Raw genomic sequence first — 25,795 nt, 5'->3', positions numbered from 1 at the left:
GCCGCACAGCTTCCAGGGCCTTGCGCCCACGTGTCGCGTACGGAGTACGCGCGCCCCGATGGACGAAACGCATCTGCGAGCAGGACGCTCGCGGACGGCCGGTGTTTTGCCGTTTTGGCCATATCCGCATTGAAGCGGGAAATTCCGAGCCTTGAGAACTTCGCGTGGAGCCAGCTCCACGTGGCGGGTAACTGCACGCCGAAGGAGGCTGCATGCCAGACACCGAAAGTTCGACTTTCCAAACCAGACGCAGATTGTGCGTCGCCACGGCGACCACGCTTGCTGCTGCCCCATTGGGTCTGATCGGTTGCTCAGAAAGGAAAGAAGCCATGAACGAAGTTGCAGAGAAGAAAGCAGCGCCGGCCGCAGGTTCGGCCGAGCTGCGCCCATTCACCTACAAGGCATCCGACACCGACCTGGCCGACCTGCGCAGGCGCATCGAGGCAACGCGGTGGCCGGACAGCGAGACGGTCAAGGATTCCAGACAGGGTGTCCAGCTGGCCACGATCCAGAAGCTCGCCCAGCACTGGGCCACCAAGCACGACTGGCGCAAGGTCGAAGAACGGATCAACGCCGTTCCCAACTTCATCACCAACATCGATGGGCTGGATTTCCACTTCATGCATATCCGCTCCAAGCACGAGAATGCATTCCCGTTGCTCGTCGCGCACGGCTGGCCGGGCTCGATCATCGAGCAGATGAAGATCATCGGCCCGCTGACCGATCCCACCGCGCACGGCGGGACCGAAGCGGACGCGTTCCATCTCGTGATCCCGTCGATGCCCGGTTACGGGTTCTCCGCCCGGCCGACCACGACCGGCTGGGACCCGGTTCGCATCGCCGCCGCCTACAACACGCTGATGCCACGCCTGGGCTACAAGAAGTGGGGCGCGGCCGGTGGCGACTGGGGCGCGATTGTCGTCGAACAGATGGCGTTGAAGACGCCGCCTGGCCTGGTCGGAATCCACACCAACATGGCCAATGTGGTTCCGCCGGACCTCGACAAGAAACTCTTCATCGGCGAGCCGGTGCCCGCGGACCTGACCGGCGACGAGAAGAAGGCCGCCGACCAGCTCCACGAGTTCTACCGGCACATCGGCTATGCGCTGCTGATGGGCGACCGGCCGCAGACGCTGACGGGCCTGACCGATTCACCGGTCGGCCTTGCCGCCTTCATGATCGACCACGACCCGGTCAGCTACGACATGATCGCCCGCTCGATCAACGGCACGCCGGAAGGGCTGACACCGGATGACGTGCTCGACAACATCACGTTGTTCTGGCTGACCAACACGGCGATCTCTGCGGGCCGCTTGTACTGGGAGAACAAGGTTCCGTTCTTCGCGGTCAAGGGCGTGACGATTCCGGTTGCCGTCAGCGCCTTCCCCGACGAGCTGTTCCAGGCACCCAAGAGCTGGGCCGAGAAGGCGTATCCGAAACTGGTGCACTACAACCGGCTCCCCAAGGGCGGGCACTTCGCCGCCTGGGAGCAGCCCAAGTTCTACTCCGAAGAGATCCGTGCGGGATTCAAGACCCTGCGGTAATGCGACCTCCCCGCGGGTTCCTGCCGGGACCCGCGGGGCCCTCGCCCAGAGGAACTGCGACATGAACCAGCTTGCGGGCACGAGCTCCGCCGGGATGCGTCCGTTCCGGTTCACCGCATCGGATGCCGAGCTGGCCGAGCTTCGCAGGCGAATCGAAGCCACGCGTTGGCCCGATGGCGAGACAGTCAACGACTCCAGCCAGGGTGCAAGGCTGGCGACGATGCGCAAGCTCGCGCGGCATTGGGCGGGTGGCTACGACTGGCGCAGGTTCGAGGCGCGGATCAACGCCGTGCCGAACTTCCTCACGACCATCGACGCACTGAACTTCCATTTCATCCACGTGCGGTCCATGCATGACGACGCGCTGCCATTGCTTCTCGCGCACGGATGGCCCGGCACGTTCGTGGAGCGGATGAAGGTCATCGCGCCGCTGACCGATCCAACCGGACACGGCGCGGATGCATCCGATGCCTTCCACCTGGTGATTCCGTCGATGCCAGGCTACGGCTTCTCGGCCCGGCCCGCCGCGACCGGTTGGAATCCGCCGCGCATCGCCGACGCCTACGCGGCATTGATGGATCGGCTCGGCTACCGCCGATGGGTGGCTTCGGGGACGGACTGGGGCGCGATAGTCGTCGACCTGATGGCGTCGACGAATCCGCCGGGATTGGCCGGCATCCACACCAACATGGCGGGCGCGGTGCCGGGGCACATCGATGCTGCGGCCTCGCGTGGGGAGCCGCCGCCGACTGGAATGTCAGAGGAGGAATCGCACGCGTACGACCAACTCGCGCTTGCGTACAAGCACATCGGCTACGCGCGGATGAACGGCGATCGGCCGCAGACGATGACGGGTCTGGCCGATTCGCCGATCGGCCTGGCCGCGTACCTGATCGATCTGTATCCAAAGAGCTACGAGATGATCGCGCGCTCGATCGACGGCCATCCGGAAGGGCTGACGCCGGACGATGTGCTCGACAGCGTCACCCTGTTCTGGCTGACCGGCACCGTCATTTCCGCGGCGCGCCTGTACTGGGAAAACAGGACGGCGTACTTCAGCGTGAAAGGCGTGACGCTGCCGGTGGCGGTCAGTGCCTTTCCAGACGAGCTCTACCAGGCACCCCGAAGCTGGTGCGAGAGGGCGTATCCGAACCTGGTGCGCTACAACAGCCTTTCGCGGGGAGGGCACTTCCCGTCGTGGGAGCAGCCGGAACTGTTCTGCGAGGAAGTCCGCGCCGGTTTCAGGACCTTGCGGTGAGAATCAAGATCACGCGTCGCGCTGCTCGGTGGCATCCAGCACGTTGTTGCGCAGCGTGACGATTTCCTTCTGCAGCCGGTTGAAGTCCTTCGCGGTCAGTCCGGTCGCATTGCCGAGGTCGACATCGGCGCGCTCGCGCAGGCGATGGCCGGCGCGGGTCACCCGCACGCGCACCTGGCGCTCGTCGGCGGGATCGCGCGCGCGCTCCACGAAGCCCATCGCCTCGAGCTTCTTCAGGATGGGGGTGAGCGTGTTGGACTCCAGGAACAGCTTCTCGCCCAGCCCGCTGACGGTCTGGTCGTCCTGCTCCCACAGCGCCACGAGCGTGACGTACTGGGTGTAGGTGAGGCCGAGCGCGTCGAGGATGGGCCGGTAGGCCTTGCCGAAGGCGAGGTTGGCCGAGTAGACGGCGAAGCACAGGAACTCGGACAGCTTCCGGTCCGCGGCCCGTTCATTCTGTTTGGCTTTCATGGATGCCTCCGAATCGATGGCCGGGATCGTATCACGTATGCGATGCAATCGCTAGCGTGGTATATTCCGACCGGAGTCAGCCCGACCATGGCCGGGCCCCATTGAATTCCACCGCACCGGCTCCATCTTGTACATCGCGTCCGATCAACCCGCATGCGATTAACATAGATTGAACACTTGGAGAGTACCGATATGACCACTGCAACCGAGACCGCCATCCTGGCCGGCGGCTGCTTCTGGGGAATGCAGGACCTGCTGCGTCGTTATCCCGGCATCGTGTCCACGCGCGTCGGGTATAGCGGAGGTGATGTCCCCAATGCCACTTATCGCAACCACGGCACCCATGCCGAGGCCATCGAGCTGGTGTTCGACCCCGCGGTGATCAGCTATCGCAAGATCCTGGAGCTGTTCTTCCAGATCCACGATCCGACCACGAAGAACCGCCAGGGCAACGACGTCGGCCTGAGCTACCGCTCGGCGATTTTCTACACCAGCGAAGAGCAGAAGAAGACGGCGGAAAACACCATCGCCGACGTCGACGCTTCCGGGTTGTGGCCCGGCAAGGCCGTCACCGAAGTCGCCCCGGCGGGTCCCTTCTGGGAAGCGGAGCCGGAGCACCAGGATTACCTGGAGCGCTACCCCGAGGGCTACACCTGCCATTTCATCCGGCCGGACTGGGTGCTGCCGGAACGCGCGTGACGCGCTGAGGCCATGCCGCAGCCGGGGTGCCTCACCCCGGCTGTTTGTCTGTTCGACGGTGGATGGCCGACACTGGCCAGCACCGCATTCCAGCAGGCAGCCATGGCATCACGTCCCAAGGATGGAACCGGCGCATTCCGGCGCGCCCCGTGGCTGGTCCTGGCCTGCGTGCTTTCATTGTTGCCGTTGTCGGCCGCTACCGCCATGGCGCCCGTCCAGACACACGCCCTGCAAGCGACCATGGTGGACCAGCTGCGAAACCAGCAACTGCAGGGCGCAGTCTGGGCGCTGGTGACGGAAGGTCGCACCGTCACCGACGCAGCAGGCATCAGGGATGCTCGTGGCGGTGCTGCATTGGCCGCCGACGCTCGAGTGCATGTCGGTTCGATCGCCAAGACCCTGCTTGCCACCGGCGTGTTGCATCTGGTCAGCCAGAAGCGACTCACGCTGGATACGCCAGTATCGGCGCTGCTGCCCGGGATCGCGTTCGATAACCCGTGGCAGGCGAGCGATCCGGTGCGCGTGCGCCATCTGCTCGACCACACCAGCGGCCTCGACGACGCCCGCTTCTCGCAGGTCTTCAGCCTGGAGGCGGACGCCAATGCGCCATTGGCGAAAGCCTTCGCGCGAACCATGCCGTTGCAGGTGCGCAGTCGCCCGGGCAGCAGGCATTCCTACTCCAACAGCGGCTACACCTTGCTGGGGATGGTCGTGGAGGCGGTGGTCGGGTCGCGGTACGAGGACTACCTCGATGCGCACCTGCTCAGGCCGCTGGGCATGCACGACAGCACGTTCGCATTCACCACCCAGCAAGGCGCAGGTGCCGACCCGCGCCTGGCGATGGGGCACTTCGAAGATGGGGAGCGGCAGTTCGCGGTGCCGATCGACCTCAGGCCGGCGTCGCAGTTCACGACGACCGCCGACGACATGGGCCGGCTGGCGCGCTTCCTGATGGGTGATGGGCGCATCGACGGTGAGCCCTTCATCGACGCCGCATTGCTGCAGTCGATGGGGCAGCCCGTGGCCACCGAGGCAGCGCGGGGCGGATTGCGCGTGGGTTACGGGCTTGGCCTGGCGACCCGCGATCGCCACGGTGCCGTCGGCAAGTGCCATGGCGGCAGCACGGTCGGGTACCGGGCGATGTTGTGCCTGTTCCCCGCGCAGCAGCGTGCCTTCTTCGTCGCCGTCAACGCCGATGTCGAAGGCGCGGACTACGGCCGACTGGATCGCGCGCTGGTGGACGCACTCGGTGTGCGAACGCCAGGAACTCCGGCCGCATCCGCACCGGTCGATGCCTCACGCTGGAACGGCTACTACATTCCGGCACCAAACCGTTTCGCATCATTCGCCTGGCTGGACACGACGCTGAACTTCGTCCGTGTTCGCGGCGACCGCGGTGGCCTGAGCCTGAAGCCGTTCCAGTCGCCCGAAGTGACACTGGTGCCGGCGGGCGGAGCGCTGTTCCGCGCCGACGATCGCACGATCGCTTCGCACGTGGCGCTGACCCTCGGCGATGGCACGCGTGTCATCAGCACCGGGTTGCAATCGTACGAGCAGACGTCGCTGCTGAAGCTGGCATCGCTGTGGACGAGCCTTGCCGCAGGCCTGCTCGGACTGGCCTGGTTGCTGCTCGCAGGCATGACCAGACTGGTGACCGCGCCGCGCGCGCTGGTGCCGCGGCCGGTGTTCGTTCCATTGCTCGGCGTGCTGGCATTGCTCGTGCCGTTGCCCTTCTTCCTGCGACAGTCGTTCCTGCAACTGGGTGACCTGACTGTCGCCAGCGGCCTGCTGTTCGCAGTGACGCTGCTGTTGCCGGTGACGATGCTGATCGGTCTTGCGACGGGTTACCGGCGGCGGCCGTTGTCGGCAGCAACCCGGGTCGACCTGCTGGCGATGCTGGCGGTGCTGCAACTGACGTTGGTGCTGGCGTACTGGGGACTGTTGCCGCTGCGGCTGTGGGCCTGAACCGGGACGCCGCATGGCGTTGTCCGCGTCGCGGCAGCGGCAGCGTTCTTCCATCATCACGTCCAGCGGGAGTGCAGCGCATGCCCAACGTGCCCAAGGTGCCCGAGGCGCCGAGTCCGCGTCGATACCTGCTCGGTGCAATCGCGGGCTTCGTCCTGGCGTCGCGCTGGGGCGGCGCCCTGGCACGGAACCTGCTCCCGGCCACGCCCGCGCAGACCAGCGGCCCGTTCTACCCCACGCTGCGACCGCTCGACCAGGACATGGATCTGACCGTTGTCGCCGGACGTTCCGGGCGCGCAAAGGGGCAGGTCATCCATCTGACCGGGCGCGTGCTGGACAGCAACGGCAAGCCCGTGCCGGGAGCCCGCATCGAACTGTGGCAGGCCAATGCCGGTGGTCGTTACGACCATCCCGACGACGCCAATCCGGAACCGCTGGATCCCGACTTCCAGGGTTTCGCCACGCAGCTGACCGACGCGGAAGGGCGCTACCGGTTCAAGACGATCAAGCCGGGCGCCTATCCGATGAACCCGGCCAACCCGGTCAACGTCCGTCCACCGCATATCCACCTGGACGTGGTCGCGGCCGACGAGCACCTGGTGACGCAGATGTACTTCCCGGGCGAGAAGCTCAACACCCAGGACCGCATCTTCAACGCGATCAAGGGAAGCAAGGACACGGTCATCGCCAAGGTGATCGCGCCGACGCCGGACATCGAGCCCGGTGCGAGCCTGCTTCACTTCGACATCGTGCTCGCCTGAAGTTCCGGAGGTCGCCGGAGGCCGGGAGCGGCCTTGCCTGTTGCCCGCGCGGGGCCGCAGCCCTTAGGCTTGGCCCCGTCCTGCGCATGTGCAACATCGGCGGGACCGGCGGTGGGGACCGCTGGCTCGTGCGAAACCACATCAACCAGGGGAAGAACGAATCATGCGGAAGCATCTGTTTTCCGTGCTGGCGGCGATTGCGCTGACGCTGGCAGCCGGGCTCATGCCTGCGATCGCGCAGGAATCGGACGGCGACTCGGAAATTTCGAATCTGCCGTGGCAGGTCGGTCCGAGCAAGGGCGTGATCGCCGGCAAGGCCACCATCGACGTTCCGAAGGGCTATGCCTTTCTCGGCGCGGCAGGCACGCGCAAGCTCAACGAGATGATGCACAACCCCTCCGGCGAAGGCGACGAGTACACGCTGGCGCCGGAAGACCTGAGCTGGTTCTCGTTCTTCAGCTTCGACGAAGTCGGCTACGTGAAGGATGACGAGAAGCTCGAGCCCGACGACATCCTTGCTTCGATCAAGGAAGGCACCGAGGAATCCAACGTCGAACGCCGCCAGCGCGGCTGGGAGACGATGCACATCGAAGGCTGGAGCTTCAAGCCGCAGTACGACAAGAACCTGCAGTTGCTGGAATGGGCGGTTCTCGCCGAGGTCCAGCCGTCGCGCCACAAGGTGGTCAATTACAACACCCGCCTGCTGGGCCGCCACGGCGTGATGGAAGTGATCCTGGTCGCCGATCCGGAAGGCCTCGATGCCGCCATTGCCGACTTCAAGGGCCTGGTGCCCGGTTACTCGTTCAACGCCGGCGAGAAGTACGCCGAGTTCAAGGCCGGCGATCACGTTGCAGAGTACGGCCTGGCCGCGCTGATCACCGGCGGTGCCGCGGCGGTGGCCTCCAAGAAGGGCTTCTTCGCGGCGATCGGCTTGTTCCTTGCCAAGGCCTGGAAGCTGGTCCTGGTGGGCGTGGCCGGTGGCTGGGCGGCGTTCCGCAAGTTCTTCGGCAAGAAGGACGGCACGGTGCAATGAACCTGCCGATGGAGGTCCTGCTGGTGGTTGGCGTCCTTGCGCTCTACCTGCAGGACTCCATGCTGTTGCTGCACTACGACGAAGTGGTGCTCGAACGTTCGGGCTGGCGCTGGCGGGCTTCGACTGGTTCGGGCTTCGAACTGGCCGGTCGGCGCCTTTACGTTCCCAATCCGTGGCGTCCGACCGTCGTGTCGTTTCGGCTGACCTGGCTCGACGATGATGCCGACGTGCGGCCGGAGCACTGGGCCGGACTGAATCATTTCGTCGCCGGGCTGGCGGCACTGAAGGGTGGTTGCCGGCTGCTGTGGCTGTTGCTGCTGCTGGCGCTGCCGTTGCTGTTGTGGCGATTTGCGCATCCGCTGGCGCTGCTGGCATTGACCGCGATGGTGTACGCCACGTGTGCCTGGCTGGTGCTGCAGCTGTGGCGGTACCGGCGTGTGCTGGGGCTGAGCGGCAGCGAGGTGCGCTCGGTAGGTTTCGAAGTGATGTGTTGCCCGCCGCATGCGATCAACCTGATTCGGCGCTTGTCGCTGCGTAGGGGCTTGCGTGGCAATGCCATCGACGTGGCCAGCCGTGTGCTGCCCGCCGAGGATGCCGCGCGCACCGGTCGCGCCATTGGCGAGCGCATGGAACTGGCCCTGGATTTTGCCGAAGACGATGTGCGGTTGCTGAAGGCGAAGCAGCGATTGGAGGTGTTGCGATGACGACGACCGAGCTGATGGTGATCGTGGGCGCAGGTGCGCTCGGTTACTGGCTGGTGGCGGTGATGTGGCCCAACCTGCGCCAGGGCGGCCGCGCGGGGCCGCCTCCTGTTCCGCAGGGGCAGGTGGTGATGTGGCATGAGGAGCTGGGCGTGCCCGCCAATGCCAGCCGCGAGCAGATCGAGGCGGCGTACCGGGCAAAGAAGGCCGAATACGATCCGGCGCGGGTTGCGCATCTGGCAGCCGATATCCGCGAGATGAGCCGATACCGCAGCGAACAGCTCGACCTTGCCTACGACGCGGCGCTGCGCGACCTGGAGTGGCTGCGTCCGCGCGGTCGCGAGGTGTAGGAGCGAGCTTGCTCGCGAGGCGGATCTGCCGAGGGCAGGTGGTTCGCGAGCAATCACGCTCCAACGGCGCCCGGGACTACTTCCAGGCCACCGCCGCGCTGGCTGGCCCGCCCAACGGAATAACCTCGGTACGCTCGAACCCCGCTTCCCGGCACCAGCCGTCGAAGTCGCGCGCGGTGAAGTCGAACGCGTCGCCGAACTCGATCAGCATGTTCAGCGACATCATCAGGCCGAAGGCATTCTCGCGACGCGCGTCATCGATGAGGTTCTCAATGACGACGAACGCGCCGCCCTTGCGCAGCGACTCGTAGGCGGCGCGCACCAGGTGACGCTTACCTTCAAGGTTCCAGTCGTGCAGGATCATGCCCATCGTGATGATGTCGGCGCCGGGCAATGGCTGGGTAAGGAAATCCACCGACTGCGCGCGCACCTGGTCCGACAGCCCGGCCTTGGCGATCTCGCGCTCGGCGATGGGCGTCACCACTGGCAGGTCGGCGCTGATGCAGCGCATGTGCGGGTGGCGCCGGGCCACCGCCATCGACAGCTGGCCGGTGGCGCCGCCGACGTCGCACAGCGTGGTGCAGCGCGAGAAGTCGAAGGCCTCGGCGAAGGCGCGGAAGTTGCCGGCCGAGATGCCCGCCATCGCACCCATGAACTGCTCAAGCCGGGCCGGATCGCGGTACAGCTCGTCGAACATCGAGGCTCCGGTGCGCTTGATCTCGTTCTGCGGCTGTCCGCTGCGCAACGCTTCGCTCAGGTCGCCCCAGAACGGGTAGAGGCGGTCATTGGCCATCGACAGGAAGCCGCCGACGTAGCCCTTGCTGGCGCGGTCGAGGAACAGCGCCGTCTCGGCGGTGTTCCGGTAACGCGCTAGCGGGCCGTCGCCGTCGCGCTCGAGGAAGCCCAGCGCCAGCAGGGTGTCGAAGAAGTCGGGGTTGGCGCGCGGGCTCAGTCCCAGCGCGGCCTGCAGTTCGGCGCCGGTCATCGCGGCCGGGCCCAGGCGCGTGAACAGGTCCAGGTCCACCGCCGAAAGCAGGGTCTTGGCCGGCCAGAAACCCATGCCGACCTCGATGATCCGGGCAGGAGTCAGCTCGTCGTTCATGCGGCACCTCGGCAAACCGGAGTCTGCTGAACAACGTGGCCGGGCAGGGTGCGCGGCCAGTGTGGGAGCGAGCTTGCTCGCGAACTGAGGGTCTGAAGCGGACCTTTCGCGAGCAAGCTCGCTCCTACAGCGTCAGCGGGCCGTTTCGTCCCCGTGCAGCGTCATCAGCGACTGCATCAGCTGCTCGTCGCTGCTGGAGCAAACGCCGAGCAGGACGACTTCCTCGCAGCCTTCGGCGGCGACATAGGCGTGGCCCATGTTGGAGTCGATGTACACCGACTCGCCGGCCTCCAGCACGATCGGGTCGTAGAACTCGGTGTGCACTTCCGCGCGCCCTTCGAGCACGTAGATGTACTCCTCGCCCGAATGCCGGACCAGGTCGCCGAACTCGCGGATGTTCTTGGCGCGTACGCGCGTCACCACCGGAATCATGCGTTTGCGGCGCAGTTCCGGGCACAGGTAGTAGTAGTCGTAGTTGGGCGTGTTGACGCGGATCGAGTCGTCGATGCGGCCGATGCTGCGACGCGCGGTCACCGCCGGCTCGGAGGCCTCGTCGGTTTCGGCGAACAGTTCGGACATGCGCATGTTCAGCCGCTGGCTCAGCTGCAGCAGCTTGTCGTAGCTCAGCGTCAGGCGGTCGTGCTCGATCTTGGACAGCGTCGACAGCGGGATGCCGCACTTCACGCTCATTTCCTTGAGCGTCCAGCCGTTACGCGCGCGCAGCGAGCGCAGCAGGCTGCCAATCGTGGGGTGTTGCGAAGTCATCTAGCGGGGGCTCCTGCCGGGCACTTCGTCCGGATGCGCCTGGCGGCGGACCGGGGACTGGTAGCCATGATCCTGCCTTTTGCCGAGATTGGCCAGAACGGGTTGACAATTCTCTGATTAGGATCATTCTTGCCCAAACAGGTCGCGAATCGACCTGACTGCGCCCGGTTTCCCCGGATGCGCCAGTGGGAATCCGCCTTCGGGCCTGAACTTGGGGAGTACGTGTCGATGCGTCTGACTGCAGTCTCGTGCCTGATCGGGATGATCCTGGCCCTGCAAGGTTCGCCTGCGCTGGCCCAGCAGGGTCAGGAACTGAAGCCTGCGGTGCCGGTACCGGACGCCCCGGCGGCGGCGCTGTCGAATGCGCCGGCCGTGGCGACCGAGGCGCCGGTGCCCGGCGTGGCCGCGCTCAACCGTGCCGACGTCGAAGCCTGGCTCGACGGCTTCATGCCCTACGCGCTCAAGCGCGGCGACATCGCCGGCTCGGTCGTGGTGGTGGTGAAGGACGGGCAGGTGCTGCTGCAGAAGGGCTACGGCTACGCCGATGTCGCTTCGCGCAAGCCAGTCGATCCGGACAAGACGCTGTTCCGCCCGGGCTCGGTGTCCAAGCTGCTGACCTGGACCGCGGTGATGCAGCTGGTCGAGCAGGGCAAGCTCAACCTCGACGAGGACATCAACAAGTACCTCGATTTCGCCGTGCCCGCCCGCGACGGCAAGCCGGTGACGCTGCGCCAGGCCATGACCCACACCACGGGCATGGAAGAAACCGCGCGCGCGCTGATCGCCAACGAGGAAAAAGGCCTGATCCCGCTCGAGGCCTACCTCAAGCACTGGGTGCCCACGCGCATCTACGACCCGGGCACCACGCCGTCGTACTCCAACTACGCCACCGCACTGGCCGGCTACGTGGTCCAGCGCGTGTCGGGTCAGTCGTTCGACGACTACATCGACCAGCACATCTTCAAGCCGCTCGACATGCAGCACTCGAGCTTCCGCCAGCCGTTGCCCAAGCACCTGCAGCCGCTGATGGCCAGCGGTTACGCGAAGGCGTCGGACGGCAAGGCCAAGTCGTACGAGATCGTCAACCCGGCACCGGCCGGCAGCCTGGCCGCCACTGGCGCGGACATGGCCAAGTTCATGATCGCCCACCTCAACAACGGCGCTTACGGTGATGCGCGCATCCTGTCGGACGCGACCGCGCGGCAGATGCACGACACCACGCTGACGATACTGCCGCCGCTCAACCGCATGGCGCTGGGTTTCTACGAGGCCAACATCAATGGCCACCGCTCGGTGGCGCACGCCGGCGACACGCAGTGGTTCCACAGCGACCTGCACCTGTTCCCGGATGACGGCGTCGGCCTGTACATCTCGGTCAACTCCGGCGGCAAGGAAGGCGCGGCGCACGTGGTCCGCACCGAACTGTTCCAGCAGTTCGCCGAACGCTACCTGCCCGGCCCGAACGCCGAAGGCAAGGTCGACGAAGCCACGGCCAAGCAGCACGCCGCGCAGATCGCCGGCCGTTACGACAACAGCCGCCGTTCCGAGGATGGCTTCGTCGCGCTGGCCTACCTGCTCGGACAACCGACCGTGGTCGCCAACGAAGACGGCACCATCACGGTGCCCGACCTGCTCGGCGCCAACGGTGCACCGCGCAAGTGGCGCGAAGTAGCGCCGTATGTCTGGCGCGATGTCGACGGCCCGGATCGCATTGCCGCCAAGGTGGTCGACGGCAAGGTCGTGCGCTTCAGCACCGATCCGATCTCGCCCTTCATGGTCTTCGATCGCACGCCCTGGTACCGCTCGGGCGGTGTGTTCCTGCCGATCCTCGCCATCGGCCTGGGCGCGCTGCTGCTGACCGTGCTGGCCTGGCCGATCTCGGCCCTCGTGCGCCGCCACTACCGCGTGCCGTATCAGCTCACCGGTTCCGATGCGATCTGGCACAAGCGCATCCGCATCGCCTCGCTGGCCGTGCTGGTCGCACTGGGCGGCGCGGTGGCAATGGCCATAGCCATGCTCAGCAGCCTCGACATGCTCTCGCCGGCCAACGACATATGGGTCAACACGCTGCGCCTGCTGAACCTGGTGGTGCTGCCGCTGGGCGCATTGATCGGCCTGGCCAATGCATGGCACGTGCTGCGCGGCGCTCGCCGCTGGCCGGCCAAGCTGTGGAGCGTGGTGCTCGCGCTGTCGATGCTGGGGCTGCTGTGGTTCGGCATCGCCCAGAACATCCTCGGCTACGGCGCCAACTACTGACGACGGCAGGAATACTTCAGTGGCTACTGCCGTCAATGTCGATATCCGCAATGAACTGCTTCGCCTTGCCAAGCCGTTCCGCATCTCCGGTCACGTCTTCCGCGATTCGCCGGTGACGGTGGTGACCCTGCGCCATGGCCCGCATACGGGCCGTGGCGAAGGGGCAGGGGTCTACTACCTTCGCGACGAGCCCGCCGACATGCTGGCGACGCTGGAATCGCATCGCGAAGTGATCGAGTCCGGGCTCAGCCGCGACGAGCTTCGCTCGCTGCTGCCGCCCGGCGGCGCCCGCAACGCGCTCGACTGCGCGCTGTGGGAGCTGGAAGCAAGCCGCGCCGGCATGCCGGTGTGGAAGCTCGCCGGCCTGGAATCGGCGCGGCCGCTGCTGACGACCTACACGCTGGGTGCCGACGAGCCGCAGGTGATGGGCGCCGGTGCGGTGGCCTACTCCCATGCCCGCGCGATCAAGATGAAGCTGACCGGTGAGGTCGACATCGACATCGCCCGCGTCCGCGCCGTGCGCGCTGCGCGGCCCGACGTCTGGCTCGGCGTCGATGCCAACCAGGGCTATGTCGCCGATACCCTGCAGCGCCTGGTGCCGGTGCTGGTCGACGAGGACGTCTCGCTGCTCGAGCAGCCGTGCGCGCGCGGCGACGAATCCATCCTCGACGGTCTTGATTGCTCGGTCGCCATCGCCGCCGACGAAAGCGTGCAGGGCCTGGACGAGATCGAACCGCTGCTGGGCCGCTTCGACGTGGTCAACATCAAGCTCGACAAGTGCGGTGGCATCACCGAAGGCCTGCTGATGGCCGAGCGTGCACGCGCGCTGGGCCTGCAGGTGATGGTCGGCAACATGATCGGCACCAGCTGGGCGATGGGCGCCGGCTTCGTGCTCGGCCAGCATTGCGACATCGTCGACCTCGACGGTGCGTTGTTCCTGGCGCAGGACCGCAGCCCGGGGGTGATCTACGCCGACGGCCAGGTCGACTGCCCCGGCAACGTCTGGGGCGGCCGCTGATCATGGTCGCAAACGCGCGCAGCCGGGACCTGTTCGGCCAGCCGCGTGGCCTCTCGGTGCTGTTCCTGACGCAGATGTGGGAGATCTTCTCCTACTACGGCATGCGCTCGCTGCTGGTCTATTACATGACCAAGCAGCTGCTGCTCGGCCAACAGCAGGCGTCGCTGGTGTACGGCGTGTACACCGCTACCGTCTACTTCACCCCGATCATCGGCGGCGTGATCTCCGATCGCTGGCTCGGCCGTCGTCGCGCCGTGATCATCGGCGCCTCGATCATGGCGTTCGGCCATTTCCTGATGGCCTCCGAAAGCCTGTTCTACTTCGCACTGGCCGCGATCGCACTCGGCAACGGCCTGTTCCTGCCGAGCCTGCCGAGCCAGATCGACGGCCTGTACGCCAAGGACGACCCGCGTCGCGGCTCGGCCTACAACGTCTACTACGTCGGCATCAATGTCGGCGGCCTGCTGGCGCCGCTGGTCTGCGGAACGCTGGGCGAACTCTACGGCTGGCACTACGGCTTCGGCGCCGCCGGCATCGGCATGGTCGCCGGCCTGCTGATCTACGTGCTCGGCGCTCGCCACCTGCCCGAAGAAGGGCTGCATCCGACGCGCAAGGACACGACCGCCCCGCCCGCCGTCGCGTTGCAGCGCCATGAACTTTGGCAGCGCCTGCGCGTGCTGGTCGCCATCGCACTGACGGTGATGCTGTTCCGCGGCGCCTACGAGCAGGTCGGCAACACGATCGCGCTGTGGGCCGACACCGGCATCAACCGGATGTTCGCTGGATTCCAGATCCCGATGACCTGGTTCCAGTCGCTCAATCCGCTGCTGGTGATCGTGCTCACGCCGTTGTTCGTGGCGCACTGGACGCGGCAGGCGCGACACGGTCGCGAACCCGCGCCGGCGCGCAAGATGGCGATGGGCGCGATCGGCGTCGCCTGCGCCTACCTGATGCTCGCCGCGGTCAGCGCAAGCACGCCGGCGGGGCAGGCCAGCTGGATCTGGCTGGCGCTGTTCTTCCTGGTGCTGACCTCGGGCGAACTTTTCATCCTGCCGATCGGCCTGGGCCTATTCGCGCGCCTGGCGCCGGCCGGCCACGGCGCCACCACCATCGCCGCGTGGTTCTCGGCGACCTTCGGCGGCAGCCTGCTTGCAGGCTTGCTGGGCACGTACTGGAGCGTGCTCGGGCCTTCCTCCTTCTTCGTACTCATGGGCGCTGTCGGCATCGCCGCCGGCGTCCTGCTGTGGCTGCTCGACCGTCCCACCCGCCGGGTGGAAGCGGTCGCGCAGTTGCCGGCGGCGGCCACGATCGTGGCCCCGACGACTCCTTAGTTCGCATTGACAGACCACCAGGGGAAAGACGACATGCAGCATCACGTTGACGCAAGCAGCAACCCGATGGCATCCACGCGCGCGTCGATGCGAACGCTGCGCCGCAGCCCGCTGGCGATGGTCATCACCGGCACGCTGGCGATGGCAGTGGCTGGATCGGCCTTCGCACAGGACGCCGCCTCCGCCGGCGGTCACAGCGCGACCGAGCTCGACAAGGTCGTGGTCACGGCCAACAAGCGCTCGGAGAACATCCGCGAGGTGCCGTCCTCGATCAGCGTGATCACCGAAGAGAGCATCGAGAACGCGCACGCCACCCAGCTCAGCGACTTCCAGGCCACCGTGCCGGGCCTGTACATCAGCACCAATGGTTCGCCCGGCAAGACCCAGGTCTCGCTGCGCGGCGTGTCGCCGCTGTCGTCCAGCGCGACCGTGGGCACCTACCTGGACGAAACCCCGCTGGGCTCCAGCGGCATCTACCAGGCGGCCAACTTCTTCGCCCTCGACCTGCTGCCCTACGACATCGGCCGCATCGAAGTGTTGCGCGGACCGCAGGGTACGTTGTACGGCGCCAGCGCGATGGGCGGCCTGATCAAGTACGTGTCGGTCGCGCCTGACCTGAGCGCCACCGAATTCCGCGTCGGCGGCGGCCTGTCGAGCGTCGAGGATTCCGGTGACCTGGGCTGGAACGCGCGCTTCGGCGCCAACGTTCCGCTGGTCGACGATCGCCTCGGCCTGCGCGTGAGCTACGCCCAGAACGAGCTGCCGGGCTACATCGACAACGGCGTCAACGGCGAGGAAGACATCAACTCGGGCAAGCAGACCAGTGCGCGCGTGGCGATGCGCTGGCAGGGCGAGGCTGCAACGCTCGACCTGACCGCGATGCGGCAGACCGTCGACAGCGACAACAACGCCCAGGTCGCGCTCGATCCGGAGTCGCTCAAGCCGATGTTCGGCGACCTCACCAACAACGTCTTCGTCGACGAACCGTTCTACAAGGACGTCGACTTCTACTCGGCCACCGTCAACTGGAACCTGGGCTGGGCCGACTTCGTGTCCGCCACCGGCTACTCGGAATCGCGCAGCAACCAGCGCCAGGACTCGACCATCCAGTTCGGCGGCGTCGCCGACCTGCTCCTCGGCCTGCCCGAGCCGGGCAGCTCGTCGTTCGACATCGGCCTGGACCTGGACAAGTTCACCCAGGAGTTCCGCCTGGTCTCGAAGGACAACGGCCCGTTCGAATGGATGGCCGGCGTGTTCTACACCAAGGAAGACGCCGTCCAGACCCAGGTCGCCAAGTTGAACCAGCTCGACGGCTCGCCGCTGCCGGCGCCGTACGACAGCATCGCCGGCACGCTGGCGGTGATGGCGATCCCGAGCACCTACGAGGAAACCGCGTTCTTCGCCAACGGTGCCTACAACTTCACCGACGACTTCAAGATCGGCGCCGGCGTGCGTTGGGCGCGCAATGACCAGGACTTCTCGCAGAATGTCACTGAAGGCATCCTGCTTCCGATCGGCAACACGCCCAACAGCTCCTCCGAGGACGTGTTCACCTGGAGCCTGAGCCCGCAGCTGGAGCTCAGCGACGAGGCGATGATCTACGCGCGCGTCGCCACCGGCTACCAGCCGGGCGGCCCGAACGTGCTGGTTGAAGGTCTGCCGTCGCAGGTCGATTCCTCGACGCTGACCAATTACGAGCTGGGCCTGAAGTCGCTGTGGCTCGACAACCGCGTGCAGGTCGACCTGACCGGTTTCCATATCGCGTGGGAAGACATCCAGGTGGCCTCGGTGGTCAACGGCGTGTCCGGCCTGGTCAACGCCGGCAAGGCCAGCAGCACCGGCATGGAGCTGTCCACGGTGTTCCATGCCACCGAGAACTTCCAGGTCGGCCTTAACGGATCCTACACCGACGCCAAGCTCGACGAGAGCTTCCCGGTGATCCGGGCTTCGTCGCCGCCGTACCTGGTGGAGATCACCAGCGGCGCCAAGGGTGATGCCCTCCCGTACGTGCCCGAGTGGTCGTGGAATGCGACGGCCGACTACTACCTGCCGCTGTCCAACGGCTGGACCGCGCACTTCGGCGGCGCCCTGCGCTACGTCAGCGAGCGCCGCAATGGCACCACCACGCGCCAGGACATCCTCGATCCCAGCACCACGCCGCCGACGCTGCTGATGAGCGATGTCACGCTGCCGCTGGAGCTGGACGCCTACACCGTTGCCGACCTCAACGCCTATATCAGCAACGAGAACTGGACGTTCCGCGCGTACGTGAAGAATGTCAGCGACGAGCGCGCGTACCAGTCCATCGGCGACGTCACCAGTGAGCTGACCGACGTCACCGAGAAGCTCGTCGCCGCGCCCATCCAGCCGCGGACCTTCGGCATCGAGGTCGACTACAGGTTCTGATCGAAGATGCACGCCGCCCGTTCGTTGCACCAACCCGAATCGCCCGCGCTGCCCGCGCCGTACCTGCTGTTCCTGGGGGACACGGTGGAGCCCGGTTACGCCAAGACCGCCTTCGGTCTGCGTGACTGGGCACCGGAGCGGTGCGTGGGCGAGTACCTGCTACCTGGCGCCCGTGTCAGCACGGGCCTGCCGGCGATGTCGCCGACGCAGGCCTACGCGGCCGGTGCGCGCGCGCTGGTCATCGGCGTCGCCAATGCCGGGGGTGTCATCCCCGAGCATTGGGTGGCCGCGCTGATCACCGCGGTGGAGGCCGGCCTGGACATCATCAGCGGCATGCACATGCGCCTGTCGGAACTGCCTGCGTTGCAGCGCGCCGCCACGTGCCATGGCCGCGAGTTGATCGATGTGCGGCGACCGCCGGACAAGCTGCCGATCGCCACCGGCCGCAAGCGCAGCGGCAATCGATTGCTGACCGTCGGCACCGATTGCGCGCTGGGCAAGAAGTACACCGCGCTGGCATTGGCACGCGCCTTCTCTTCCCGCGGCCTGGATGCGGACTTCCGCGCCACCGGCCAGACCGGGATCCTGATCGCCGGCGGCGGCATTCCGATGGATGCGGTGATCGCCGACTTCGCTGCCGGCGCGGCCGAGTTGCTCACGCCGGACGCGGCCACTGGCCATTGGGATGTGATCGAAGGCCAGGGCTCGCTGTTCCATCCGGCCTACGCCGGCGTGTCGCTGGCATTGCTCCATGGCAGCCAGCCCGACGTGGTCGTGGTCTGCCACCAGCCCGGCCGGGATCGCGTGCTGGGCCATGCGCACTACGCGTTGCCGAGCATCGAAGACACCATCGCGCTGAACCTGCAGCTGGGCCGCCGCACCAATCCGCGGATCCACTGCGGTGGTGTCAGCCTCAATACCGCCCACCTCGACGAGGATGCCGCGCGCCGCCTGCTGGCGGCTGAAAGCGACCGCCTCGGTTGCGCCGTCGCCGACCCGATCCGCGGCGGCGCCGAGTTCGAAGCACTGATCAACGAATGTCTGGGATGAACACTTCTGTGATGAGCACCTCCGCCAAGCGCATGCACAAGCGAACCCTGCTGCGAATCGTCCCGGCAGTGGCCGGCGTCGCCTTCAGCTTTGCCGCGTGGGCGGCGCCGCCGGCCGACCTGGAAGAGCACGTCAACGCGGTGATCCGCGAACAGGGCGTGCCCGGCATGGCCGTCACCATCGTCGAGCAGGGCAAGGTGGTACACGCCAAGGGTTACGGCGTGCGCAAACTCGGCTCGCCCGAGCCGGTCGACGCCGACACGATCTTCCCGACCGGTTCGACCGGCAAGGCGATCACCACCGCGGCACTGGCCGTGCTGGTAGACGAAGGCAAGATCGGCTGGGACGACAAGGTCATCGACCACATCCCCGGCTTCCAGATGTATGACGCCTGGGTCACGCGCGAGATGACCATCCGCGACTTGCTCGTGCATCGCAGTGGCCTGGGCCTGGGCGCGGGCGACCTGATGTTCGTGCCGCGCTCCTCGCTCAGCCGCGCCGAAACCGTGCGCCGCCTGCGCTACATCAAGCCGGCCACCAGCTTCCGCAGCGGCTACGCCTACGACAACCTGCTGTACGCCGTCGCCGGCCAGCTGATCGAGGAGGTCAGCGGCCAGGACTGGGAAACCTTCGTGCGCGAGCGCGTGCTCAAGCCGGCCGGCATGGTCACCTCGACCACGCGCGATGTCGACCGCTGGGCCACCGCCAACCGCGTGCAGCCGCATGCGCGCATGGACGGCGGCTTCCGCGGCGTCGGCAAGCAGGAAGTGCTCGACGAGCGCCAGAGCCTGGGCGCCAACGCGTCGCCTGCCGGCGGCGTGTCCTCAAGCGCGAACGACTTCGGACATTGGCTGCAGATCCAGCTCGCCCACGGCGCGCTGCCGGAAGGCAAGGGCCGTCTCTTCAGCGAGGACGCCTCGCGCGAGATGTGGACGCCGCAGGTGCTGATGCCGATCAACGCCTATCCGGCGCCGATCGCGGAAGCCACTCCGCAGTTCTCGGCGTACGCGCTGGGCTGGGACGTGCGCGACTACCGCGGCGCCAAGATCATCGAACACGGCGGCGCAGTCTTTGGCGTGCAGACGATGGTGGTGCTGATCCCGGAAAAGCAGGTCGCCTTCTCGCTGCAGATCAACTCCGAGGATGGCGTGGTCCTGCGCGGCCTCACCTTTGAGCTACTCGACCACTACCTTGGCGGACCCAAGCGCGATTGGGTCGGCGACTTCGCCGCCTACAAGAAGGCCCGCGTCCAGGGAGCACTCGACTTCCTCGCCAAGGGCAAGGCGGAGAAGAAGCCGTCACGCCCGTCCCTGCCGTTGAACGGCTATGCCGGCAAGTTTGCCGACCCGTGGTACGGGCCGATCGAGATCCGACAGGAGAAGGGCCGCCTGCGCCTGGACTTCAAGCAGACGCCGAACATGGTCGGCACGCTGGAGCACTGGCAGTACGACACGTTCAAGGTCAGCTGGGACGATCGCACGGCCGAGCCGGCTTACGTGAGCTTCGGGATCGACGCCGACGGCAAGGTCGACCGCATCACGATGAAGGCGGTGTCGCCGCTCGCGGATTTCAGCTGGGATTACCACGACCTGCTGTTCACGCCGCAAGGGGGCGGCTGAAACGGTGCGGCGCCGGATCTCTCCCCGGCGCCGCACCAGCAGGTTCTGACTTGTTACTGCGCCTGTGCGACCGGCGCGCCAGGCGGGAACGTCGCGAACATCTTGTCGACGCTGGCGAGCATGTTGATGGTCTGCTGCTGCGGTTTGGACGGTACCGTACCCTGCGCGATGCCGCGCCAGATCGCGCGCTTGCTCTGCGCATCGAACATGTCCAGCACCAGCGTGCCGTAGGTGTAGGCGCGGGTCGTGGTCGAGCCGTAGCTCGCACCCCAGCCCCAACCGCCGCAGCATCCCCAGCCACCCCAGCCGCCGCCCCAGCCCCAGCCGCCCCATCCGGGGCCGCTGTAGAAACTGTCGAGGCTGTAGCGCGTCTCGGTGGCGACGTTGGCGACGATGTCGATCTGCGCTTCGGTGGACTGCGTCCAGCCGCGCTCGCGCAGCTTGGCGTCGACCGCGGCGACCAGGCGTTGCTGCTCGAGCGGCGAATAGCCTTCCGGCTTCTGCGCCCAGCGGTAGGTCCGGTACTGGCCGAAGCTCACGCCCGGGTCGTAGTCGGTGAACACGGCCGGCGTGGTGGCGCAGCCGGACAGCATCGCGATGCCCATCGCGACGAACAGAATGATTGTGCGTTTCATGGCCGGCTCCCAGGTGGCGGCAACATCAGCATACGCCTGCGGTCGTTCGGCAAGTGAGGTGCAGAGGGAGGCTTTCTGAAGCATTCAGTGTGCTCAGTTTGCCGACAACGACGACACGTGCCTGCGGCGTCGTGGCCTCATCCGATGTCGGGCAGTGGGGTCGCATCCGGGCAGCCATGACGGTGGTTGTCCGCGTTGGACGGTGTGGGTCAGTAGGCGGGCAGCCAGGAGATCCTGGTCGCTACCGTTCGTCGGAACCCCCTCCAGGACCGCTTGCGGAGGTTTCATGTAAGTTCTACGCTCGATTACATGAAAGGTCCGCGTCCCAAGTCGTCGACTGAGTACGTGCGCGAGTTCCGCGAGCGGATGCGGGGCGAGGGCTATGTAAAAAAGGACGTCTGGATCCTGCCCGAGCACGCCCAGGAGCTGGCCGCCGTCGAGCGCCGCCTGCGCAAGACCCCGGAGGCGATGGGAGTCCGCAGCGACAGCGGCGAAACGAGCGGCTGGACCGTGCGCTCGCTGTATACGGCGCTGGCCGAGACCGCGCCGGTGCAGTCGGGCAGCGTCGGCCTGGAGGTCGTGGAGGGCACCGAGCCAAGCCTGCACCTGGTAATGCACGACCACGGCGACCTGCCGGTGTTCATCGCCGTCAGCGGCGAGCAGATCATCGTCGAGTCGCTGATGTGGCCGGTCGAGGACGTCATCGACCCGGCCACCTTCAACCTGCACGTACTGCGCACGCACAAGGTGCTGCCGCTGTCGACGATGGGCATCGAAGTCATCGGCGGCGTCGCCTGCTACATCATGTTCGGCCTGCTCGACACGCATTCGAGCCTGGCCAACGTACTGTTCGAGATCGAGACGCTGGCTGAGAACGTGCTCAGCGCCGCCGAGGCTTACCGGCCGTATCTGCGCCCGGCCGCATTCGCCGCGCAGGTGCCTGGATGAAGGCGTTCACGCGCATCTTCGGCCAGGTCCGCGAGCAACTGGCCGAGCTTGGCGAGACCATCGCCGGCCACCAGGCCCAGCGCGACCTCGACGAAGAGATCCGCGACACCGATGCGCACCTGCACGAGTGGCGCGCCAACCTCGCCGGCTTCCAGGCCAAGCGACTGACCGCGCAGGAGCGCATCGACAGCACCACGCTCGCGATCACCCAGCGCGAAGCACAGGCACTGGCCGCCTTGCAGGCGGGCAAGGTCGCACTGGCCCGCGAAGTCGCGGCGGCCGTCGTGCAACTGGAAGAAGCGCGCGACGAAGAGCACGCCTTCGTCGCCCGGCTGGACGAGTGGATGGCGAAGATGCGCCACCTGATCGACCAGGGCGAAAGCAGCCTGCGACGCCTGCAGCACCAGCTCGATGCATTGCGCGCCGCCGAAACCCTGCAGCGCGCACAGGAAACCGTGGCCGGACGCCAGGCCGGTGCGACGACGCTGCCGCAGACGGCAATTGAATCGCTGCTGCGTGCCCGCCACCAGGCCGCAGGCGCGGCAGCGCGGGACGTCGGGCGCCACGAAGCGGTCGCCGGCAATCCCGAACTGGACGCCAAGCTCGAAGCGGCCGGCATCAACGAGCGCGATGCACGAACGCAGCTCGTGCTCGACCGCATCGGTCAACGCCTGTCAGAGCCCGGACTGGCCGGGCCTGCACCTCCCACGCGCGGCGGCGGCCGTCGTGGCCGCGGCATCGACGACTCCACCAAGGGCAAGCGATGAATGCCTTCCTGCAGACCTGCCTGACCTTCCCGACGCTGCTGTACAGCATCGTCCTCGCCGTGTGCGTGGCGTACTGGGCGCTGGCCGCCACCGGACTGGTCGATGCCGACGGTCCCGACGCCCTGCTGGGCGGCGATGGCGACGGGGACGGCGAAGCGGCCGGAGTCGCCGCGATGCTGGCCAAGCTCGGCCTGGCCGGCGTACCGGTGATGCTGGTGGCCACGGTGCTCAGCTTCATCGGCTGGCTGGGCACCTATTTCGTGCAGCTGCTGTTGCTGCAGCACTTGCCAGGTGCGTTGCGGATCGTGGTCGGCATCACCGTGGCCGTGGCCATGCTGGTGCCCGGCCTGTTCGCGACCTCGCTGCTGCTGCGCCCACTGAGCCGGTTGCTGCTGAAGCTGCGGCCGCCGGCCGACCCCTCGATCCTCGGCCGCACCGCGACCGTCAGCACGCCCTCCGTCGATGCCGGCTACGGCCAGGCGACGGTCGACGACGGCGGCGCCGGGCTGGTGCTGCAGGTCCGCCATCACGAATCCGGCCGTTTCAAGCGCGGTGACCGGGTCGTGCTCATCGAGTACCTCGATGCGCAACATGCCTATCGCGTGATTTCCGAACAACAGTTCAACACCCTGTAGAGATACGGATCCAACAAGGAGAAGTTGCAAATGAGCGTGTCCCTGGTCCTCCCGTTCCTGGTCGGGGCTGGCATCTTGCTGGTCGTTATGCTTGGCATCTTCGGCCTGTTCAAGGCCTTCTACATCAAGGTCGACCAGGGCACCGCCCTGATCGTCAACGACATGAGCTCGATGCCCAAGGTGCGCTTCACCGGCGGCCTGATCATCCCGGTGCTGTACCGCGCCGAGTACATGCGAATCAGCCTGATCACCCTGCAGATCGACCGCCGCGGCAAGGAAGGCCTGATCTGCCGCGACAACATGCGCGCCGACATCACCGTGGCCTTCTACCTGCGCGTCAACGAGACCCAGGCCGACGTGCTGCGCGTGGCCAAGGCGATCGGCGCCGACCGCGCCTCGGACAAGAACGCGGTCGATGAGCTGTTCAACGCCAAGTTCTCCGAGGCGCTGAAGACGGTCGGCAAGAAGTTCCAGTTCACCGAGCTGTTCGAACAGCGCCAGGAGTTCCGCGACGAGATCATCAAGATCATCGGCAACGACCTCAATGGCTATGTCCTTGAGGACGTCGCGATTGACTATCTGGAGCAGACGCCGAAGAACCTGCTCGACCAGAACAACATCCTCGACGCCGAGGGCATCCGCAAGATCACCGAGCTGACCGCCACCCAGAACGTGATCACCAACGAGCTCGAGCAGAACGAGAAGCTCGCCATCACCAAGAAGAATGTGGAAGCGCGCGAAGCCACCCTGGCGCTGGAGCGCCAGCAGGCCGAGGCCGAGGCCCGCCAGCAGCGCGAGGTCGAGACGATCCGCGCCCGCGAGGAAGCCGAGACGCTGCGTGTGAAGGAAGAGCAGCGCCTGATCTCCGAGCAGGCCCGACTGCAGTCGGACGAGCAGATCCAGATCCGCGACCAGAACCGCCAGCGCGAAGTCGAAGTGGCCGAGCAGAACCGCCAGCGCGCCGTCGCCATCGAGGCCGAACGCGTCGAGCGCGCGCGCAAGCTCGAGCAGGTCACCACCGACCGCGAAGTGCAGCTGCAGGGCGTGGAGCGCGACAAGGTCGTGGAGACCGGCAAGATGGACGTCGCCAACATCACCCGCGAGCGCATCGCCATCGACAAGACCGTGGCGCAGGAAGAAGAGCGCATCAAGGAAGTGCGCGTGGTCTCGCTGGCCGAGCGCGACCGCCAGGCCAAGGTGATCGCCGCCGAAGCCGAGGCGCAGGAAAACCTGGTGCGCACCGTCAAGGAAGCCGAGGCCTCCGAGACCGCGGCCAAGCACAAGGCCGTGGAGATCACGACCCTGGCGCAGGCCGAGCTGGAAGCCGCGTCGAAGGATGCAGAGGCCAAGAAGCTGATCGCCGAAGGCGTGAAGGCGGAGACCGCCGCGCCGGGCCTGGCCGAGAACCAGGTGCGCGAAGCCACCGCGGTGGCCATCGAGAAGGTCGGCATCGCCGAGGCGCGCGTGATCGAGGCCAAGGCCGAAGCCAGCTACAAGCAGGGCAGCAGCGACGCCCGCGTGCTGGCCGAGAACCTGGCCGCGCAGGCCGACGGCGAGGAGAAGATGGGCCGCGCCAAGGCGACGGCGGTGGAATCGGTCGGCATTGCCGAAGCCAACGTCACGGTGAAGAAGCTCACCGCCGAAGCCGAGGGCCTGACCGCGAAATTCGAGGCGATCGATTCGCTCAGCGACACCGCGCGCAGCCACGAAGAGTTCCGCATGACCCTGGAAACCCACCTCGAGCAGGCCATGGCCGCGATCGAGGCCGGGCGCGAAGTGTCGAAGGAGAACGCGGAAGTCATCGCCTCGGCGCTGCGCAACGCCAACATCGACCTGGTCGGTGGCGACGGCGGATTGTTCGAGAGCTTCTCCAAGGCGCTGTCGCTGGGCAAGTCGATCGAAGGCTTCGCCGGCAAGAGCCCGATCGTGCAGGACCTGATGGAGCGCTTTCTCGGCGTGGCCAGGCCCGACCCGCGCGAGCGCGTGATCGACTCGGCCGCCGCGGTCGTGCCGATCAGCGCGGCCGACAAGAACAAGCACGAGCCGGTCGGCGCCTGACGCCGGCCGAAGCCTGACACACCACCCTTACCGAACGAGACCCGAGACATGAGCAAAGAGAACCGCGACTTCCTCGAGATGGCCTTCCAGTCCGTGCAGTGCTTCGGCAACGACGGCCGCCTGGACGCGACCGAGCTGGCCAAGATCATCGCCATCGCCGAGCGCGACGGCGTGACGGATCCCAACGAACTGCGCGTGCTGGGCAACATCATTGCCCGCATCCGTCCCGACGAGATCGATGCCGCGATGAAGGCGCAGCTGGCCGGAATCGCCAGCAAGTACGGCATCAAGATGCCCGAAACGGCCTGATCGCCTGCAACGGCCGGCGCCTGCGCACGCAGGTGTCCGGCCGGCGCAGCGATGCGGTTTGAGTCACGCGTTGAACCCACGCAGTCACCCTCCAGGCGCCCCGGATCGGGCGAG

The 25,795-nt window shown here is 66.6% G+C and carries 23 protein-coding genes; 19 read left to right on the top strand and 4 right to left on the bottom strand.

Annotated features, from left to right (window positions below):
* The first annotated feature begins 329 nt into the window (after nucleotides 1-329).
* Together AC3A3Q_RS04135 and AC3A3Q_RS04130 are read left to right on the top strand one after the other, a co-directional pair.
* Nucleotides 330-1,544, top strand: coding sequence for an epoxide hydrolase family protein (locus AC3A3Q_RS04135; protein ID WP_487585029.1), 1,215 nt, complete (start codon nucleotides 330-332; stop codon nucleotides 1,542-1,544).
* 61 nt (nucleotides 1,545-1,605) lie between these two features.
* On the top strand, nucleotides 1,606-2,802 hold the full coding sequence (locus AC3A3Q_RS04130) for an epoxide hydrolase family protein (RefSeq protein ID WP_487585028.1): 1,197 nt from the start codon (nucleotides 1,606-1,608) through the stop codon (nucleotides 2,800-2,802).
* Nucleotides 2,803-2,811: 9 nt separating this feature from the next.
* On the opposite strand, the gene AC3A3Q_RS04125 is transcribed toward AC3A3Q_RS04130, so the two are convergent.
* Nucleotides 2,812-3,273: a MarR family winged helix-turn-helix transcriptional regulator gene (locus tag AC3A3Q_RS04125; RefSeq protein ID WP_487585027.1), complete on the bottom strand. Its 462-nt coding sequence runs from the start codon at nucleotides 3,271-3,273 to the stop codon at nucleotides 2,812-2,814.
* A 192-nt stretch (nucleotides 3,274-3,465) separates the two neighbouring features.
* Between AC3A3Q_RS04125 and msrA the strand changes: the two genes are divergently transcribed.
* The 6 genes from msrA (at nucleotide 3,466) to AC3A3Q_RS04095 (ending at nucleotide 8,782) form a co-directional block, all read left to right on the top strand.
* Nucleotides 3,466-3,972, top strand: a complete 507-nt coding sequence (msrA, locus tag AC3A3Q_RS04120; RefSeq protein WP_487585026.1) for a peptide-methionine (S)-S-oxide reductase MsrA — start codon at nucleotides 3,466-3,468, stop codon at nucleotides 3,970-3,972.
* Between the two features lie 102 nt (nucleotides 3,973-4,074).
* Complete coding sequence (locus tag AC3A3Q_RS04115; protein WP_487585025.1) at nucleotides 4,075-5,937, top strand: serine hydrolase domain-containing protein; 1,863 nt, start codon at nucleotides 4,075-4,077, stop codon at nucleotides 5,935-5,937.
* Nucleotides 5,938-6,017: 80 nt separating this feature from the next.
* Nucleotides 6,018-6,698, top strand: coding sequence for a dioxygenase family protein (locus AC3A3Q_RS04110; protein WP_487585024.1), 681 nt, complete (start codon nucleotides 6,018-6,020; stop codon nucleotides 6,696-6,698).
* A 163-nt stretch (nucleotides 6,699-6,861) separates the two neighbouring features.
* On the top strand, nucleotides 6,862-7,731 hold the full coding sequence (locus AC3A3Q_RS04105; RefSeq protein WP_487585023.1) for a DUF2167 domain-containing protein: 870 nt from the start codon (nucleotides 6,862-6,864) through the stop codon (nucleotides 7,729-7,731).
* The gene (locus tag AC3A3Q_RS04100) at nucleotides 7,728-8,435 is read left to right on the top strand and encodes a hypothetical protein (protein ID WP_487585022.1); all 708 of its coding nucleotides are present in this window, start codon (nucleotides 7,728-7,730) and stop codon (nucleotides 8,433-8,435) included. Before AC3A3Q_RS04105 ends, AC3A3Q_RS04100 begins: the two co-directional genes overlap by 4 nt.
* The gene (locus AC3A3Q_RS04095; protein ID WP_487585021.1) at nucleotides 8,432-8,782 is read left to right on the top strand and encodes a hypothetical protein; all 351 of its coding nucleotides are present in this window, start codon (nucleotides 8,432-8,434) and stop codon (nucleotides 8,780-8,782) included. Before AC3A3Q_RS04100 ends, AC3A3Q_RS04095 begins: the two co-directional genes overlap by 4 nt.
* Nucleotides 8,783-8,858: 76 nt before the next feature.
* Here AC3A3Q_RS04095 and AC3A3Q_RS04090 read toward each other — a convergent pair whose 3' ends face one another.
* Together AC3A3Q_RS04090 and AC3A3Q_RS04085 are read right to left on the bottom strand one after the other, a co-directional pair.
* Nucleotides 8,859-9,884 (bottom strand): methyltransferase, encoded by a 1,026-nt coding sequence (locus AC3A3Q_RS04090; RefSeq protein WP_487585020.1) that lies wholly within the window; start codon nucleotides 9,882-9,884, stop codon nucleotides 8,859-8,861.
* 132 nt (nucleotides 9,885-10,016) lie between these two features.
* On the bottom strand, nucleotides 10,017-10,649 hold the full coding sequence (locus AC3A3Q_RS04085; RefSeq protein ID WP_487585019.1) for a helix-turn-helix domain-containing protein: 633 nt from the start codon (nucleotides 10,647-10,649) through the stop codon (nucleotides 10,017-10,019).
* 228 nt (nucleotides 10,650-10,877) lie between these two features.
* On the opposite strand from AC3A3Q_RS04085, the gene AC3A3Q_RS04080 reads away from it, so the two are divergent.
* Genes AC3A3Q_RS04080 through AC3A3Q_RS04055 form a run of 6 tightly spaced genes read left to right on the top strand, consistent with a single transcriptional unit; the run spans nucleotide 10,878 to nucleotide 20,329 of the window.
* Complete coding sequence (locus AC3A3Q_RS04080; protein WP_487585018.1) at nucleotides 10,878-12,905, top strand: serine hydrolase domain-containing protein; 2,028 nt, start codon at nucleotides 10,878-10,880, stop codon at nucleotides 12,903-12,905.
* Between the two features lie 19 nt (nucleotides 12,906-12,924).
* Entirely contained in the window at nucleotides 12,925-13,923 is a 999-nt protein-coding gene (locus AC3A3Q_RS04075) for a dipeptide epimerase (protein ID WP_487585017.1), read from the top strand.
* Nucleotides 13,924-13,925: 2 nt separating this feature from the next.
* The gene (locus AC3A3Q_RS04070; protein ID WP_487585016.1) at nucleotides 13,926-15,254 is read left to right on the top strand and encodes a peptide MFS transporter; all 1,329 of its coding nucleotides are present in this window, start codon (nucleotides 13,926-13,928) and stop codon (nucleotides 15,252-15,254) included.
* Nucleotides 15,255-15,287: 33 nt separating this feature from the next.
* On the top strand, nucleotides 15,288-17,660 hold the full coding sequence (locus AC3A3Q_RS04065) for a TonB-dependent receptor (protein ID WP_487585015.1): 2,373 nt from the start codon (nucleotides 15,288-15,290) through the stop codon (nucleotides 17,658-17,660).
* Nucleotides 17,661-17,666: 6 nt separating this feature from the next.
* Nucleotides 17,667-18,710: an N-acetyltransferase DgcN family protein gene (locus AC3A3Q_RS04060; RefSeq protein WP_487585014.1), complete on the top strand. Its 1,044-nt coding sequence runs from the start codon at nucleotides 17,667-17,669 to the stop codon at nucleotides 18,708-18,710.
* 11 nt (nucleotides 18,711-18,721) lie between these two features.
* Nucleotides 18,722-20,329, top strand: coding sequence for a serine hydrolase (locus AC3A3Q_RS04055; protein WP_487585013.1), 1,608 nt, complete (start codon nucleotides 18,722-18,724; stop codon nucleotides 20,327-20,329).
* A 53-nt stretch (nucleotides 20,330-20,382) separates the two neighbouring features.
* Here the strand turns inward: AC3A3Q_RS04055 and AC3A3Q_RS04050 are convergent, their stop codons facing one another.
* Complete coding sequence (locus AC3A3Q_RS04050; RefSeq protein ID WP_487585012.1) at nucleotides 20,383-20,964, bottom strand: DUF4136 domain-containing protein; 582 nt, start codon at nucleotides 20,962-20,964, stop codon at nucleotides 20,383-20,385.
* Nucleotides 20,965-21,273: 309 nt separating this feature from the next.
* On the opposite strand from AC3A3Q_RS04050, the gene AC3A3Q_RS04045 reads away from it, so the two are divergent.
* Genes AC3A3Q_RS04045 through AC3A3Q_RS04025 form a run of 5 tightly spaced genes read left to right on the top strand, consistent with a single transcriptional unit; the run spans nucleotide 21,274 to nucleotide 25,681 of the window.
* On the top strand, nucleotides 21,274-21,912 hold the full coding sequence (locus AC3A3Q_RS04045) for a YjfI family protein (RefSeq protein ID WP_487585011.1): 639 nt from the start codon (nucleotides 21,274-21,276) through the stop codon (nucleotides 21,910-21,912).
* Nucleotides 21,909-22,679 carry a PspA/IM30 family protein gene (locus tag AC3A3Q_RS04040; protein ID WP_487585010.1) on the top strand — a complete coding sequence of 257 codons (771 nt, stop codon included), beginning with the start codon at nucleotides 21,909-21,911 and terminating at the stop codon, nucleotides 22,677-22,679. Before AC3A3Q_RS04045 ends, AC3A3Q_RS04040 begins: the two co-directional genes overlap by 4 nt.
* The gene (locus AC3A3Q_RS04035) at nucleotides 22,676-23,314 is read left to right on the top strand and encodes a hypothetical protein (protein WP_487585009.1); all 639 of its coding nucleotides are present in this window, start codon (nucleotides 22,676-22,678) and stop codon (nucleotides 23,312-23,314) included. The genes AC3A3Q_RS04040 and AC3A3Q_RS04035 overlap by 4 nt, the downstream gene beginning before the upstream one ends.
* 30 nt (nucleotides 23,315-23,344) lie before the next feature.
* Nucleotides 23,345-25,372, top strand: coding sequence for a flotillin family protein (locus AC3A3Q_RS04030; protein WP_487585008.1), 2,028 nt, complete (start codon nucleotides 23,345-23,347; stop codon nucleotides 25,370-25,372).
* A gap of 48 nt (nucleotides 25,373-25,420) precedes the next feature.
* Nucleotides 25,421-25,681, top strand: a complete 261-nt coding sequence (locus tag AC3A3Q_RS04025) for a hypothetical protein (protein ID WP_386702933.1) — start codon at nucleotides 25,421-25,423, stop codon at nucleotides 25,679-25,681.
* Nucleotides 25,682-25,795 lie beyond the last annotated feature (114 nt).

The sequence above is a fragment of the Lysobacter sp. Soil_C_59 genome (assembly GCF_057656415.1).
Note: the sequence above shows the minus strand (reverse complement) of the source record. Positions and strands in the feature narration are given on the sequence as shown.